15 protein-coding genes are annotated in these 15,239 nt (G+C 48.1%); 5 read left to right on the forward strand and 10 right to left on the reverse strand.

All coding sequences use genetic code 11. The features are described from left to right. Positions 1-96: 96 nt before the first annotated feature. Entirely contained in the window at positions 97-837 is a 741-nt protein-coding gene (locus tag EYB58_RS07880; RefSeq protein WP_111954522.1) for a ParB/RepB/Spo0J family partition protein, read from the reverse strand. Positions 838-874: 37 nt separating this feature from the next. Further along, complete coding sequence (locus tag EYB58_RS07885; protein ID WP_111954570.1) at positions 875-1,522, reverse strand: nitrite/sulfite reductase domain-containing protein; 648 nt, start codon at positions 1,520-1,522, stop codon at positions 875-877. A 236-nt stretch (positions 1,523-1,758) separates the two neighbouring features. Here EYB58_RS07885 and EYB58_RS07890 point away from each other — a divergent pair, with 236 nt between their 5' ends. Then, a complete protein-coding gene (locus tag EYB58_RS07890) occupies positions 1,759-2,364 on the forward strand; it encodes a DUF1007 family protein (protein ID WP_111954524.1) in 606 nt (201 codons plus the stop codon). A gap of 17 nt (positions 2,365-2,381) precedes the next feature. Here EYB58_RS07890 and ilvY read toward each other — a convergent pair whose 3' ends face one another. Continuing rightward, positions 2,382-3,263 carry an HTH-type transcriptional activator IlvY gene (gene ilvY / locus EYB58_RS07895; RefSeq protein WP_111954526.1) on the reverse strand — a complete coding sequence of 294 codons (882 nt, stop codon included), beginning with the start codon at positions 3,261-3,263 and terminating at the stop codon, positions 2,382-2,384. Between the two features lie 236 nt (positions 3,264-3,499). Here ilvY and ilvC point away from each other — a divergent pair, with 236 nt between their 5' ends. The 3 genes from ilvC (at position 3,500) to EYB58_RS07910 (ending at position 7,281) form a co-directional block, all read left to right on the forward strand. Continuing rightward, entirely contained in the window at positions 3,500-4,972 is a 1,473-nt protein-coding gene (gene ilvC / locus EYB58_RS07900; protein ID WP_111954528.1) for a ketol-acid reductoisomerase, read from the forward strand. A gap of 302 nt (positions 4,973-5,274) precedes the next feature. Beyond that, positions 5,275-5,694: a hypothetical protein gene (locus EYB58_RS07905; protein ID WP_111954530.1), complete on the forward strand. Its 420-nt coding sequence runs from the start codon at positions 5,275-5,277 to the stop codon at positions 5,692-5,694. 213 nt (positions 5,695-5,907) lie between these two features. Continuing rightward, entirely contained in the window at positions 5,908-7,281 is a 1,374-nt protein-coding gene (locus EYB58_RS07910; protein WP_111954532.1) for a protein kinase domain-containing protein, read from the forward strand. A 92-nt stretch (positions 7,282-7,373) separates the two neighbouring features. Here the strand turns inward: EYB58_RS07910 and EYB58_RS07915 are convergent, their stop codons facing one another. Then, complete coding sequence (locus EYB58_RS07915; protein WP_111954534.1) at positions 7,374-8,114, reverse strand: metallophosphoesterase family protein; 741 nt, start codon at positions 8,112-8,114, stop codon at positions 7,374-7,376. Between the two features lie 230 nt (positions 8,115-8,344). Here EYB58_RS07915 and EYB58_RS07920 point away from each other — a divergent pair, with 230 nt between their 5' ends. Then, a complete protein-coding gene (locus EYB58_RS07920) occupies positions 8,345-9,088 on the forward strand; it encodes a dienelactone hydrolase family protein (protein WP_242637593.1) in 744 nt (247 codons plus the stop codon). Between the two features lie 193 nt (positions 9,089-9,281). On the opposite strand, the gene EYB58_RS07925 is transcribed toward EYB58_RS07920, so the two are convergent. From EYB58_RS07925 to EYB58_RS07950, 6 genes are all read right to left on the reverse strand, one after another. Further along, positions 9,282-9,860: a S8 family serine peptidase gene (locus EYB58_RS07925; protein WP_163354302.1), complete on the reverse strand. Its 579-nt coding sequence runs from the start codon at positions 9,858-9,860 to the stop codon at positions 9,282-9,284. Next, complete coding sequence (locus EYB58_RS07930; RefSeq protein ID WP_165477755.1) at positions 9,850-11,625, reverse strand: ABC transporter ATP-binding protein; 1,776 nt, start codon at positions 11,623-11,625, stop codon at positions 9,850-9,852. The genes EYB58_RS07925 and EYB58_RS07930 overlap by 11 nt, the downstream gene beginning before the upstream one ends. 73 nt (positions 11,626-11,698) lie before the next feature. Further along, entirely contained in the window at positions 11,699-12,706 is a 1,008-nt protein-coding gene (locus tag EYB58_RS07935) for a U32 family peptidase (protein ID WP_111954540.1), read from the reverse strand. Beyond that, positions 12,703-13,605: a hypothetical protein gene (locus tag EYB58_RS07940; RefSeq protein ID WP_131072026.1), complete on the reverse strand. Its 903-nt coding sequence runs from the start codon at positions 13,603-13,605 to the stop codon at positions 12,703-12,705. The genes EYB58_RS07935 and EYB58_RS07940 overlap by 4 nt, the downstream gene beginning before the upstream one ends. Continuing rightward, positions 13,605-14,138, reverse strand: coding sequence for a NapC/NirT family cytochrome c (locus EYB58_RS07945; protein WP_111954544.1), 534 nt, complete (start codon positions 14,136-14,138; stop codon positions 13,605-13,607). The genes EYB58_RS07940 and EYB58_RS07945 overlap by 1 nt, the downstream gene beginning before the upstream one ends. 68 nt (positions 14,139-14,206) lie before the next feature. After that, positions 14,207-15,235 carry a YncE family protein gene (locus EYB58_RS07950; RefSeq protein ID WP_111954546.1) on the reverse strand — a complete coding sequence of 343 codons (1,029 nt, stop codon included), beginning with the start codon at positions 15,233-15,235 and terminating at the stop codon, positions 14,207-14,209. Between the last annotated feature and the right edge of the window lie 4 nt (positions 15,236-15,239).

Here is a 15,239-nt window from a genome sequence, read left to right on the forward strand (position 1 = left end):
TTGCTCTCCCCTATCTTCCGTACGGGTTTAAAATAGAAATACAGGATGAATAAATTTAGCACAAAATTAATAAACGTTCCTAATATTATTTTTTTTTCAAGTATCTAAGTCCCTGATCAGGTCAAGTATCGCTTCAATATCTGCCACGGCTTTTTCCTGGCTGACCTCCTGCCATCCCTGCTCTCGAATTCGGGTCAGTTCTTTGAGAAACCTTCCCAGAGACTGGGTGTATTTTGCCGAAAGCCCTAATCCGTCGGTCTCCTTGCCTCTAATTTCTCCACTTTCGCGGCGTTGGGCCTGGACTTCGTTAAAGGCCTTGTTGATGGATTTTTCACCGGCCTGAATCTGTTCCTGGATATCGGGGCTGCCATATTCCATTACCTTTCTGGCTTTGTCCACCTTCTGCGGACTGATGCCCAGCTCTTTGGCCCGGATTTCGTTTTCCGCCTTGCGTGTGGTTTTTTGATCCGCTTCCTCTTTTTTGTGCACAACATCCAAAAGCGCCAGGCACTTTACAATGTCATCATCTGACATATTGCGTCGGTTCCGTTGGGCATGAAAGCTGTAAAGCAGGGCGTCATCCTCATCCTCAAAGGATTTATATACTATCGGTACCTGATCCAGTTTCATGTTTTTGGCGGCTGCAAATCGGGTATGGCCGTCCACGAGTACATTTCCCTCTTTCCAGACCACCAGGGGGAATACCGGGTCAAACCCATTTACCTCCATGTCCTGGCTTATGGCCGATAGGGTTTCCTCCTGGATGGGGAACAGTTTTTCAAAAGGTTGCCGGGTGGTTAAGACATCAGGGCTTACAAAGGTTGTGTTTGATTCCATTATTTTTTCCTGAATGAAGGTTGAAGTCGTTTTTGGGTTAGAGACCTAATTTTTCTTTGATGGTTTGGATCCCTATCTTTTCAACAAAACGGGACGTTCTTTTCTTGGCCGGAGCTGTTTCACAGTAAAAGTCGAGAAATTTCTGGCAAAGCTCAAGGGCTTTTTGCGTGGACAGCTCTTTTGCCAGTTCATCAGCGATTCTGGGTTTCATGCCTGAATTGCCGCCCACAAACATGCGCCAGCCTTTGGGCGTGCCGATGAATCCAATGTCCCGCAGTCGCGATTCTGCGCAGCTAAAGGTGCAGCCGGAAATGCCTAATTTGATTTTGGCCGGTGTTGGAAGGGATCCATATTTTTCTTCAAGGATCTGGGCAAGCCCCATGGCATCCTGCTGGCCAAATTTACACCACTTTGTCCCCGGGCATGCCTGGACATAGTGTCCGCCGGTTCTGAACGGCATGGCGTCGCATAGGCGGTGAATATTTTCCCTGCTCAGTCCGTAAAATCCAATGCGTTGTCCCGAGGTCAGCTTCACCTCCGGTACGTCATAGGCCCTGACAAGTTCAGCCATTTTTTCCAGATCCCGGGCGCTGAGTTTTCCGGAAGGCGGCGTGATCCGGGCGGCAAATGTTTTACCGTCCCGTTGCAGGATTACACCGGGGGGACGGGGGGTCTCTTGTGGCATATGTCGGATCTCCGGGTTTTTTTTGTTGCAGGTTGACGTTATGTAGCAGCCAGTTGCCTTCGGCAAAACTTCGATGGAATATAATTCGATATTCTTCAAAATCAAGGCCTCGAGTCTCTTTTGGCCTTGTTCTGTCACGGGGGGCATGGGGTTACTTTGATGCGCTGCCTTGAAAATATCGGTTGATACATATATAAATAGAAAAAGACACGATACACATAACAGCGCTTATATCTATGCCCCGATCCAATTGGCTTTTTCAGCTACTGCTTGTTTTTTTAATTATCCTGGTTCCCCTTCCCGGGAGACCCCATCCCCATGTCTTTATTTCCCAGCGCACCGGTTTTGTTTTTGATGATCAGGGGCTGGCCGGTTTCAGGGTGAACTGGACCTTTGACGAGATGTTTTCCGTCATGATCAGCGAGGATTTTGACTCAGATCATAATCAGACTCTGGATGCCAAAGAAGTGGCGGTGATTAAGGAAAAAGCCTTTGGTTATATTGCCCCGTACAATTATTACATCCATGTCAGAATAGACGGCAAGCCCTTTGAGGTGAAGTTCATCAAAGCGTTTAATGCATGGCTTGATAATGGAGTAGTCTGTTATGAATTTTTTATACCCTGCCATGTCTCTGCTGTGGATACACCCAAGCAGGTCGTGTTATCTCCCTATGATCCGGAATACTATTCCGATATCTATTTTCCGGATAAGGCGCCTTTGAACATGGAAAACGCAGATGCCTTTTCCACTAAGATACAGATGGCCAGGGACCACGCCACCCTGATTTATTATGATACGGTAAATCCCATGGCAATTTTTCTTTCGTTTAAACGAAAATAAATTTTCCAAAGCTGACGTCAAGACGCCCCTGCAACGATATCCCACAAGGCCCGGACCCGGGGATTGGAAAGGTTCGTGTTTCGTGTGCAAAGGGCTATTTTATAAGGAGGCAGTTCCGGCATATTGTCCAGTGCAACAATATCCCGGTAAAGTGGGCTTTTTTCAAGAACCAGCCGGGGCACAAGGCCGATACCGAATCCGAGGTTCACCAGAGCGATAATGGCTTCATGGCCTGTAACCTGGGAATAAATGCGCGGAACCACGGCATTTTCAACAAACCACTTATCAATACGTTCCCGGCTTAAACCTTTGTCCGCGAGAATTAAAGGGAATTTTTTCCAGTCCGGCCCCCCCTTGCCATCTTTTATCAGGACATCTGGATAATGTTTGGCCCCTATAAAAACCAGGGGACTGACAGCCATATTCAAAAAACTGATCTGGGCGCCGGGTTGTTCCGGCAGGGCTGCAATGACCGCATCTGCATCCCGGTTTATCAGTCGATGTATCGCCTGGGCAGGGTCTCCTGTTTCAAGGTGAATCTGCACCCCGGGGTGCACGGCCCGGTAGCGGGGGATAAATCTGGGCAGGATGCTGTAAGCGGCGGTCACCGAGCAGTAAAGGGAAAGCTGGCCGGACAGGATCGCATCCTTTGATAATTCCCCCTGGAGCCGTTCAAAGCGGCTGAGCACATCCTCGGCATATTTTTTTAAGACCTGTCCGGCATAAGTCAGCTCCACACAGCGGTTGTCTCGGATAAGAAGCTGTTTTCCCACATCTGTTTCCAGGCGCTGAATCACCCGGGTAAGGGCTGAAGGTGAAATATTGCACGCCTGGCTTGTCCGGGAGAAATGTAAGGATCCGGCCAGGTGGTGAAATAATTCAAGGGTGCGTATATCCATTTTTATTTTTTTACCTTAACATGGTCAATGATCGTGTTTTTGCTTATTTTAAAAGAGTCTTTCATTATCTGCAATATGAAATTGCAAATGATTCATTTGACGCAACAATAGTTTTAAGACATTTTATTTACAACACTTACCTAATGTTTGGACGAGAAGTTACCCATATACAAATTTTTCTACAACGCGCAGATGGGTGACTTCTCGTTCAAACACTAAAATTAAGGAGACAAGATATGGGAACCAACTATTTCAATACCCTGCCATTACGGCTGCAACTTGAAGAACTGTCCCAGTGCCGGTTCATGGACCCTTCGGAATTTAACGGGGTTGAGGCACTCAAGGGGAAAAAAATTGTAATTGTGGGATGCGGGTCCCAGGGCCTGCACCAGGGCCTGAATTTAAGGGACAGTGGCCTGGATGTATCCTATACGTTAAGGGAAGCCGCCATTTCCGGAAAACGCCAGTCCTGGAAAAATGCCACGGAGAACGGCTTTGCCGTAGGCACCTATGAACAGATGCTGCCGACAGCAGATCTGGTCATCAACCTGACCCCGGACAAACAGCACTCCAATGTCATTGAATCCGTCATGCCTTTGATGAAAAAGGATGCCTGCCTTTCCTACTCCCATGGGTTCAATATTGTTGAAGAGGGGATGCAGATCAGAGAAGATCTCACCGTTATCATGGTGGCTCCCAAATCCCCGGGAACCGAAGTCAGAGAAGAGTACAAAAGAGGCTTTGGCGTGCCCACCCTGATTGCCGTACACCGGGAAAACGATCCCAGAGGAGAGGGGTTTGAACTTGCCAAAGCCTATGCAGCCGGCACAGGCGGTCACAAAGCAGGTGTATTGCAGTCCTCGTTTGTGGCCGAAGTGAAATCGGATCTCATGGGCGAGCAGACCATTTTATGCGGGGTGCTGCAGACAGGCGCACTGCTGTGCTATGACAAAATGATTGAAAGCGGCATGGATGAAGGATACGCATCCAAACTGGTTCAGTATGGCTGGGAAACCGTGACCGAAGCCCTGAAACACGGTGGCATCACCAACATGATGGACCGGCTGTCCAATCCGGCTAAGATCAGGGCCTTTGAATTAAGCGAGCAGCTCAAGGAAATCTGGGCACCGTTGTACAACAAGCACATGGACGACATCATGACAGGTACTTTTTCAAAAACCATGATGGAAGACTGGGCCAATGATGACGCCAACCTGCTCACATGGCGGAACCAGACCCAGGATACGGCGTTTGAAAAATCGACTTCCCAGGACGCAGACATCCCGGAACAAGAATATTTTGATAACGGCATTCTCATGGTGGCCATGATCAAGGCCGGCGTGGAGTTAGCCTTTGATACCATGGTGTCCGCCGGCATTATTGCCGAATCCGCTTATTACGAATCCCTGCATGAGGTGCCCTTGATCTCCAACCTCATTGCCAGGAAAAAACTGTATGAAATGAATGTGGTGATTTCAGATACTGCGGAATACGGTTGTTATCTGTTTGCCCATACCGCAGTTCCCATGCTCAAAGATTTCATGGCAGGCCTTGGTGCCGATGTGATCGGTAAAGGCCTGGCTCTTGAAGACAGCAGCGTAGATAACATCCGCCTGATCCAGGTCAACGATGCCATCCGGAATCATCCTGTTGAAATTGTGGGTAAAAAATTGCGTGGATATATGGGGGCCATGAAAGCCTTGCGTTAATCTGCGGTCCTTAACATATCGCTTTTTTGTCCAATCTTTGGATGAACCAGCGTTCTGTTTTAGTTTTCAGCATTCTGTTGCTGAAACCACATCTTGCCAGATGCGACTTAAGCGTTGGTGCAGCCCTCCTGCACCAACGCTTGTTCAAAAAAATACAACACGATTCAAGAAACGCGAAAAGTTCAATAACGGCCATGGGCTGAGCTGCTCTATCAACACCGATACTCAACCCATAACAAAAGTTGAAAGATCTGTGTAGATTGCACATACTTTTTTATAAAAATTTTTTCAAGGAGGAAGAGATGAAACAGATAGCTTCTATTATGGTAGTGTTTGCAGTGGCCGGGTTACTGATTTTTGGTTGCGGATCTACCCCGGGTGATGATGCCGCTGATGTTATTAAGCAGCATGCAGATGTTACGGAACAATTTGTGAACACCCTTGAAAAGGCGAGCAGCGCCCAGGATGTGGCCAAGGCCGTTGACGCATATACATCCGGTATGCAGGAGCTGGTTCCCCGGATTCAAAGCCTGAATGAAAAATATCCTGAATACAAGGACGGAAAAGTCCCCGAGGCGCTGGAAAAAGAGGCGAAAAGGCTGGACGATATGGCGGTGAGAATGCCGGCAGCCATGATGAAAACCGCGTCATACATGATGGACCCGGCGGTTCAGAAGGCCATGGAAAATATGAGCAACGAAATGGCCAAAATCGGGCAATAGCCGGGTAAATTTATCTCGTGTCTGAACGAAAATCTGGAAATTTTGCATTGGGACCAAATGATTTCAGGACGAAATCAGCATAATGCTGGACAGGTGTGTGATTTGTTCCCTATCTTTTTGTGCCAAATTGTGGGAATAAAAACAATAATTGTAATGAAATCAAATAACTGATTATTATAACTTATGACTCACGAGACGTTTAAGTAAAAAATTATGACCAGTAAAAATAGCAAAGATATCGGTAAATATCAGATCAACGCACTTCTCGGCAGTGGCACCATGGGCCGGATTTATCGCGTCACCATCCCGGTGCTTGAAAAAACAGCAGCTTTAAAATTGTTCACCCCTAGCCCGGCGTTGATTAAAAAGGTCGGTTTAACATGGCTCAGAGAGCAGTTTATTCATGAGGCAGCGGTGATTGCAAATATCCGGCATCCCAATGTGGTGAGCATCTGGAGTCTTGAAGAGACAGCAAATGAATTGTTTTACCTGATGGAATATTACTGCCGGAATCTAGGACAACTCATTGGAGAATCCTATTGGGCAGACAGGCCCTCCAGAAAGGTGTCCGTTGACAAAGCCTGCCATTACATGACCCAGATTATTGAAGGGCTTTGCCGCCTGCACGAAGCGGACATCATTCACCGGGATATAAAACCCTTTAATATCATGATTGAAGATACAGGAACGGTGAAGATTGTTGATTTTGGTCTTTCCAAACGAAGGGGTGAAAAGCGATTGCTTAGTGCAGAGAAACTTACCATTGGCACACCGTTTTATAGTGCTCCGGAACAGATTGATTCTCCTGAAACCGTGGATCAAAGAGCAGATCTGTATTCTGCCGGGGTGATCCTTTATCGGATGGTAACAGGTCATCTGCCCGATAAAAATCCAGCCCTGCCCAGTGAATTAAATGCGCAATTGGATCGCAACTGTGACCGGTTCATTCTCAAGGCGATTGCCCCTCATCCAGATGAGCGGTTCCAGACAGCGGAGGCAATGTCAGAGGAACTAAAGGCGTTTTCCGTACTATATAAGAATGCCAGGCAGAGGGAATGTTTTACTCCCGCTGATGTTTCTCAGGAAGAAAAAACGGCTCCTCAGATCAAAACCACTCTCCCCATTAGATCCGAATCGTCCAGAATACTTGCAAAAAACGCGAGGATGGTTTTTAACCTGGATGATCTGCACCAGCCGACGGTCTTTGTTGAAAATGCGTTTCAAAAAATAAGTGATACCACGGTTATAGACCAGGCCACCAATCTGATCTGGCAGCAATCCGGTTCCCGCTATCCCATGATGTGGGATCAGGCCCAACGTTATATCCAGATGCTGTCCGAATCCGGATTCGGCGGATATCAAAACTGGCGAATGCCCACCATCAACGAGATGCTGTCACTGGTAAACCCAATGCATGATGACAATTTCTGCATGGAGCCTGTATTTTCAGCCAATCAAAAGTGGCTCTGGAGCAGTGATACCCGTTCAAAAAAATCTGTCTGGACCGTGGATGCTCAAATGGGATTTGTGACCTGCAGCGATCTTTTTGATTATAATTTTGTCAAAGGGGTCTGTTCTGTAAATTAAAAGCCTGTTTAAAAATAGATGAATCGGCTGCAATCACATGAGAATGGCCCCAATCCCCTAATTTTTAAACAGGCTCTATAGAAGAGAGGGGCTTATTTTTTTATGTCCGGATCTACTGCCTGGGCATATTTAAACGGCAGGCCTGCGGCCAGTATTTTTCGGGCGGCTGTTTGATTGTCATAGTCTATATACCGGATGTCCAGACAATATCTTTCCGTATCCCAGATCACATATTTGGCTCTTGGGTCGCCGTCACGGGGCTGGCCAACACTGCCGGCATTCACCATATGTTTTTTATTTTTTTTAAGCTGAGTCAACCCCGGATTCAATGATTGAACCTGAATGTCGCCATCTTCAGAGGAAATAAGGCTTAATTTGTGGGTATGCCCTAAAAAACAGATGGATTCTTTTATCTGCCCAAACGCGTGGAGCAATTCAGAGTTGGGTATTTGGTGAAGATAATGTCGCACAGAATCCGGCCAGAACCCATGGACAAAAAAAGCCTGATACTGAGAAAGATTGACGGGTAATTCCTTTAAATAGTCAATAGATGATGGTGACAATTTGGACAGGGTGTCATCCAGCGATTTTTTTACATCCCCGATATACCACTTATACACTTTTTTATTTACACAGGCCAGTTCATGATTGCCAAGAATCGATGGTATCCTGCGTGCGATTATTTGCTGGATAACCGCCTCGGAATCCGCGCCGTATCCGATATTATCCCCCAGGGAAATAATTTTATTGACCGCCTGAAGTTCCATATCTTTCAGCACCGTTTTAAATGCCTCAAGATTACCATGAATGTCCGAAATGACAGCGATTCGCATATTGTTCCCATGTTTATTTTAATCAAAGAATAAATGTAGCATGATGGATGAATCTTAACAACATTACAACAAACTATTGTCGCGCAGACTGATCCTCCCCCAAAAAATCGTAAGTGGATGTTTGCCCGTTTTTCGTTCATTGATCATTTATAGAGAGATTGAGTTTTAAAGTTAAATAAAAGTTGCTATAAAAAATAAACGTCACCTAACAAATTTATAGGAGGTCTATCGTGAAGAAAACACTATTGATTGTAATCATTCTTTTTTTACCGGCTGTTATGTGGGGCGGTGAGGGGAAAACGGTTGAATATACGGTAAACGGGAATCTTTATGAAGGATATGTTATAAACCAGAATAGAAAGGCTCCCTTGGTTCTGCTGATCCATGACTGGGACGGCCTGACCGACTACGAAATCAAACGCTCCCGAATGCTGGCGGAGCTGGGATATTCGGTCTTTGCCATGGATCTGTTCGGAGCCGGGGTCAGGCCAACGGAAATCAATGACAAACGTCGGCTTACTGGGGAATTGTATAAAGACAGAGAAAAAATGAGATCCCTGATGAAAGGCGCCCTTGAAAAGGCCAGGAGCCTGGGGGGCGACACCGGGAATGCCATGGTTGCCGGATACTGTTTCGGGGGCGCGGCTGTTCTGGAATGGGCAAGATCCGGGGAATCCCTCAAGGGGTTCATCTCCTTTCACGGGGGGCTCAAGACCCCGGAGGGGCAGGATTATTCAAATACAAAAGGCCGAATCCTGGTCATGCACGGAACTGCAGATAAGGTCGTTTCCATGGATGAGTTTGCCGCCCTTGCAAAACAGCTTGAATCGGACGGGATAAAACATGAAATGATTACGTATAGCGGTGCTCCCCATGCGTTTACGGTGTTCGGTTCCCAGCGGTACCAGGAAGAAGCCGATAAAGCCTCCTGGAAACGGTTTACCGATTTTTTGAAAATGCAGTTGAAACAATAGAAAGGGGATGTATCGCGGGCGACACCCTGAAACTGGGTCTGTAACCATTAAAAGGAAACAAAGCCTAAAAAAATGCATTAAAAAATATCCTATGGGTTTTTAAGTTCCAACCCGATACCCGGAGGTGAGCATGGGTTCTTTTTTTTCTGATCCGAATAATAGCCGGACATTTATCGTGCCCTTCGCATTGGGTTCATCCCTGGCCCTGGATGTTTTTTTCCTGGGGCAGGCCCGGAATGGGGCAGGGGAATCCGTGGGCGCCGAATGCCACTGGAGATCCGCAATGAAACACCAGGTCGTCCCAGGCACAGTCCGGGTGCCGGTACACCCCGGCAACGTTGCTGAAACAAGCCGGGTATATCCGGTGTTCCGGGCCCCGGGCCGAGGCGATGATGAGGATGCCCTTTTCCCGGGCGGTGTCGCACAATTGTTTCAAGGGTCCGGCAGAATTTTTATTTTCTACACCCAGACTCAGGTGGATGATGTCAAACTTTCGGCGGATACACCACGCTATTGCCTGGATCAACACCGGTACCGCTGTGCCCAGATCCCGGCTGAAAATTTTCACGGCATAGAGACCTGCATCCGGCACTTTTTCCTTAATAATACCCGCAATGGCCGTACCGTGACCGATGTTGTCCATGAAATCGTCGGTTTGCCCAACCTGACCGGTTTCCGGATCGGTTTCGTACCCATGCCCCCCGGTGATGGGCCCCACATGGGGGTGACCTGGGTTAATGCCGCTGTCGATGATGGCGATTTCAGGCGTCATGGGTAAATTCCTGGGGCCTGCCCTGGAAAATAAGGCCTTCATTGCCCAGGACCACCAGGTGATGGGCATGGCTGATGGCTGTTTTCCGGTGGCTGACCAGGATAATGGTTTTGTTTTTCATCAGGTCTTTCAGGGTCTGCTTGATGCCTTCTTCTGCGGTTTTATCCAGAAAGGCAGTGGCTTCGTCCAGGATCAGGATTTTCGGATCCATCAGAATGGCCCTGGCAATGCTCAGTCGCTGTTTCTGCCCCCCGCAAAGGCGGGTGCCCCGGTCCCCCACAAGGGTGTCATACCCTTTGGGCAGCGATTCGATGAACTCATGGATCTGGGCGGCCTTGGCCGCTTTTTTTACTGTTTCGATATCTGCATCCGGTTTAAAAAACCGGATATTTTCCAGAATGGAGGTATGAAACAAAAAGGTTTCCTGGGAGACCATGGCCATCTGGGTTCTGAACCAGTTCCGGTCCAGGCTGTGGATGTCCTTTCCGCCCCAGGTGATGGTGCCGGCATCCGGGGCGTAGAGCCTCATGAAAAGGTGGCACAAGGTGGTTTTTCCGATGCCGCTTTCCCCGGCAAGCGCTGTTGTTTTTCCATGGGGAATGGTAAAGGATAGGTTCTTGAACACCGGGGTCTGGCCGTCATAGGAAAAACTTAAATCCTCTATGGCCAGGTCCTTGGCGGACAACTCCAAACTCAGCACCTGATCTCCGGTCTGATTCGTACTGGGTGAAATATCCAGGATTTCACGGACCCGTTTCAGGGCCACCTTTGATTTTTGAATGGACAATATCCCGTCGAGCAGCCCTTGGAGGGGACCGAAGACCCGGCCTTGGTACACGGAAAAAGCCACCAGGGTACCAATGGTCAAATTTCCTTCCAGGACCTTCATTCCGCCAAATCCAAATACAATTAGGGTGTTCACAATGGCAAAGGCCATGGGTACGGAACCGGAAACCGCCCCCAGCACCTGGAACCGGAGCAGCAGGTCCAGAATCCCGGACTGTTTGGTCGACAGTTTTTCGTTTTCGCAATTTTCTGCGCCAAAGGCCCGGATGGCCGCTGTATTGGACAGGGATTCAAATAAAAAATGGGCAATACCGGCATTGGTTTTGGCAAGATCCTCGGAAAGGGCGAAAAGTTTGGGTTTGATGGCCTGGACCACCCAGACGGCAAAGGGCAGGATGGCAAGGCTCATCAGGGTCATTTCCCAGTTCAGCCAGAACAGGATGACGGCCGTGATGATGAAGGTTAAAAAATCAAATAAGTATTTAGGAAAAATATCCGTGACCAGTGCCTGGATATCGGCCATATCCGAGGCAATCCTGGAATAAATATCCCCGATTTTGTTTTTTGAAAAATAGACCAGGGGGATTCTTTGCAGATGGCTGAACAGGTCTTCTCTCATGGCAAAAAGAATCCGGGCCGAGTATTTGGTATACAGGTACCGGTTGGCGACCCTGACCCCGAATCCCACCACAAGTAGCAGAATCAATACCCCCAGGACCGGGAAAAGAATCCCGGGTTGATGCCCCAGAAACACCCGGTCGATGAGAATTTTGGCAAACCAGGGCTGAAGCATGCCAAGCGCCGTACTCAAGGCGCTTAAAATTAAAGAAAAGATTAATATCTTTTTGTGGGGTTTCAGGTAAGACCCCAGATAACCCATCTGCTCCCAGATAGACGGATCAACCGGTTTTTTTTCAGTGTTTCCTGAAGCATGGCCTGAGCGAAAACCTGGAAATTTTGTCGAGTACAAGGCGGACACAAATTTTAACCGCAGGCATATATTGAATATTCCGAGGATTAAAATTTGTGTCCAACGAAGTAATCGGCAAAATTTACGATTTTCGGTCGGGCATGAAGTAGCACATGTATCCTGAATCACAATATTCAGGGGTTTGGCGAAGCTGTCTGGCATAATCTATTATCCTGTCGTGGTTTTGGGTTTGCAGTGCCTTGTCCCGGACGGCTTTGACCAGTTGCAGACTGCCCATTTTTCGGTGAAACGATGCTTCTCTTCCCACTAGTTTAACGGCGGTGACGCCCCAGTCCCTGAAATCGCCGAATTGGCACAGACTGCAGGGGCCGTTGGGCAGGCCGTCCTGCTGGAAACTGGAGCCGCAATTGTTCTGATACCAAAGATAGGTTTTAAAGTGTGCCAGGCGTTCCTTTAAATCCGGGTAAACGGTTTCATTTGCGGTTCCGGGGCTGTTGGTTCCCAGGGGTGTGATTGACCAGTTGGTGAGACAAAATGCGCCCAGGGTGTGGCTGGTCTGGCAGAATCCTTCTTCAAAATAGCATCCGTCGTTCACCGCGAACACTTCAAACTCCATGTCATCCCTGTGCTTGGTAACGATTGCCTTTATTTCAGGCAGGGTCAACTGGCGGGGCAGAATGACTCGCTTAACCCCCAGGGATTTGTAAAACGGTACGGAAAAGGAATTGAAACAGGCACCCAGGCTGCTTAAATGAATTCCTAGGGCCAGGTTCAGCCGGGACAGTTCAACCAGCAGGTTCAAATCCGAAACAATCAATGCGTCCACGCCCATGTCCGCAAGCTGGCTGCACAAAGTTAGAATATAATCCATGCCGTTTTCAGGATAAAACGAGGCATTCAGGGTGATGCTCACTTTGACGGCATTCTCATGGGCCACAGCAATCAGGGTCTCAAGATCCTTTAATGACGTGATGTTGGCCTGGTCCGGGTTTCTTCGGTTCATCCACAGGTTTTCACTGAAAATCTCGTCCCATTCCCTTGTTTTTAAGCCACAGTACAGTTCATCCGCACCGTTGGAAATTAGCATTTCCAGCTCTTCAAGGGCGCGGATGGGGGTAATGATATTCATGCCAGCCCCCCTTGCCAGACCAATCGCAGTCCATGGGTTTCGGCGGTTTTAAGAAGATGTCTCAGCATGGATGCCGTGTAGGGATAGAATATGGTGTTACCGTTTTGAAGCAGAGCCGGCCCACTACCCGGATGGCTGAGCTTGAACCGGTGGGTGGTGCAGGGGGCGTGGCAGCCGGCACTGAAATTGAATCTGGCACCGGGCCGTCCGTTCATTCCCGCTGTAATGCAGGCCCGGCCTGTTGTGACATAGCCAAAGGGAAAATAAACGGAAACGTCAAGGTCTGAACCGTTCATTGCCAAGGCATCCGGATCGAGATCGGCATGGGGAAAAAGATCCTGCTCAAATCTTTGAATGCCAAGGTTTTTGGCCAGGGTTCTCATATTGGCATGTTGGAACGAACAGTCATTTAAGCAGGCAGCGGCTGCTGCCGGGGTGATGTTTTTTGTGTCCAGACGGGGATCTTTAAAGCCTTTATTGAAGAGTCTTCCCATGGACAGGCTGAATCCGGGAAATGTTTGTTTCAGATAAAGCAGGACACCCAGATCGTTTACCACCACTTCAGCGGCATGATCCCATTGATGGAATGTGTCAAACAATTTACCCCAGGCCTTTATGCCGCCGTCGGTGAGAACCGGTGTCAGAAGGGTGACGGGCAATCCCTTTTGATCCGCAGCTTTCAACTGATTTTTCAAATCTTTCATATCCGGCAGGCGCTTGGGAGAGAACTCGTCGCCGATATAGATACGGTCGGGTTGGGACACGATATCTTCAATATCCTGCCAGTGAAAATCATTTTCAGAGAAAAAGGTTTTAAGGCTTTCCCAGGGCTGGAGCGATTCATTGTCTGTGCCGCCACCCACCCAATGCCGGGCGATTTCCATGTTTGATCCTTTCATCAGTCGGCCTGGGCTGTGACCGGCTCAAAAAATTTCTGTCCGTTTCTCATCTCATGGTTGTGGCAGTCCTTGCAGGGCTGGGATGCAATGTTTTTAATCAGCTTTTTGTGGATCTCGACCTGGTCCTCCGGTTTATGGTTTTCAACATTTTTACAGGAAGAACATCGAGAATTTGGGACATGGCTCCAATAGCCCGGTTCTTTGTCTAATTCAAGAAAAAGAGGCTCTTCCTTGGGAAGGATCGGGGCATCCGGATCCCGCTTGAAATGCTCGACAAGAAACCGGACAGCGGATTTGTTCATGTCCATCCATCCCTTAACTCCAGGATCGAAATGACATTTGGCACAGTTTCTGTGGTTTTTGGCTGTTCCTGACCCCTTCCATTTTTCAATGGGAGCTTTCATTTCATGACAGACGACACAGGTTTTATCCTGAATATAACTCACTGATAATTCATGGGCAGCCAGTGCGATGGCAGGCAGAACAATGACGATGAGGATCAGGATTAATTTTTTTTTGGATTTGGATTGCATACTTCTACTTTGTTTCCTTTTTCAATAACGAAGCGGGCCGGAACTTTCCCGGCCCGCTTAAAAAAAGATTATTGTTTGGACAGCATCTGAGTGGTTACCCCGTCGGACATCAACGGAATAATAGTCAGCAATTCCAGGGAATCGGCATCAAACACGCTTATGTCGGGTCCACCGGGACCGGCATAGATTTTTTTCCCGTCAGACGTAATGGCCACCGTATAGTTGGTGCCGGTTTCCAAATGGGCCATCTTCAGGGTTTCTCCGGTGGTCCGGTCCACCTTGATCAACTCATCCATGACTGCATAGATGTATTTTTGATCAGGAGACAACATACTGGAATATGCAAACCAGACGTTTTTGCCCCGCAGGTCATCCATTTCCCCGCTGTTTTTATCAATGAAAAAGTAGCCCAATCCCTTTGCATCATAGTACGGGTTGACAAAAATCCCGTGGTCACCGGGGCTGCCGGGCTGCCAGTTAGCCAGACAGTTTTTCATATCCTCGGGCTTTTTCGTGTTCAAAAAAGGCATGAGCATGTCTCGTTTACCGGTTTTCAGGCTGAACCGTTCAATGTCCTGTCCCACCAGGACCAGGTGATCCGGATCATTTCTCAAGACCACCGGCTGGGTATAGCTGGTGGGAATGGGATAATTTTTAATCATTCGTTTTTTTTCGATGTCGTAGACCACCAGTTGATCGGGCAGAACATTCAACCGGGGAATGTTTTGTTTTTTCTTGACAATGGAGCAGCAGAGAAACAATTGTTTCCCGTCATTGGATATGTTCATGCCGAAAATGGACACTTTGCTCAACTCCGTTGAAAACGGATAGGTCTCAGCCAGGGTGTTGGTGACGGTATCCACGGCATAAATGGAGTGAATCGCATTCAGGTACAACCGCTTGCCGTCGGACGAGCAGGCCGTGTTGATGATAAAATCATTGAACTCAATGGTTTTGATAACCGTGTCGGTGTCGCAGTCAATGACCTGGACGGCATTGTTCACCACGGCGTAAATATAATCCTTGGCCCCTGCAGTGGAGGCGCTCAGGAACGCCAGGATGCAGACCGTGATCAATATCAGAACTGTTTTTTTCATCCCG

The sequence above is a fragment of the Desulfobacter hydrogenophilus genome (genome assembly GCF_004319545.1).
Taxonomy (GTDB): Bacteria; Desulfobacterota; Desulfobacteria; order Desulfobacterales; family Desulfobacteraceae; genus Desulfobacter; species Desulfobacter hydrogenophilus.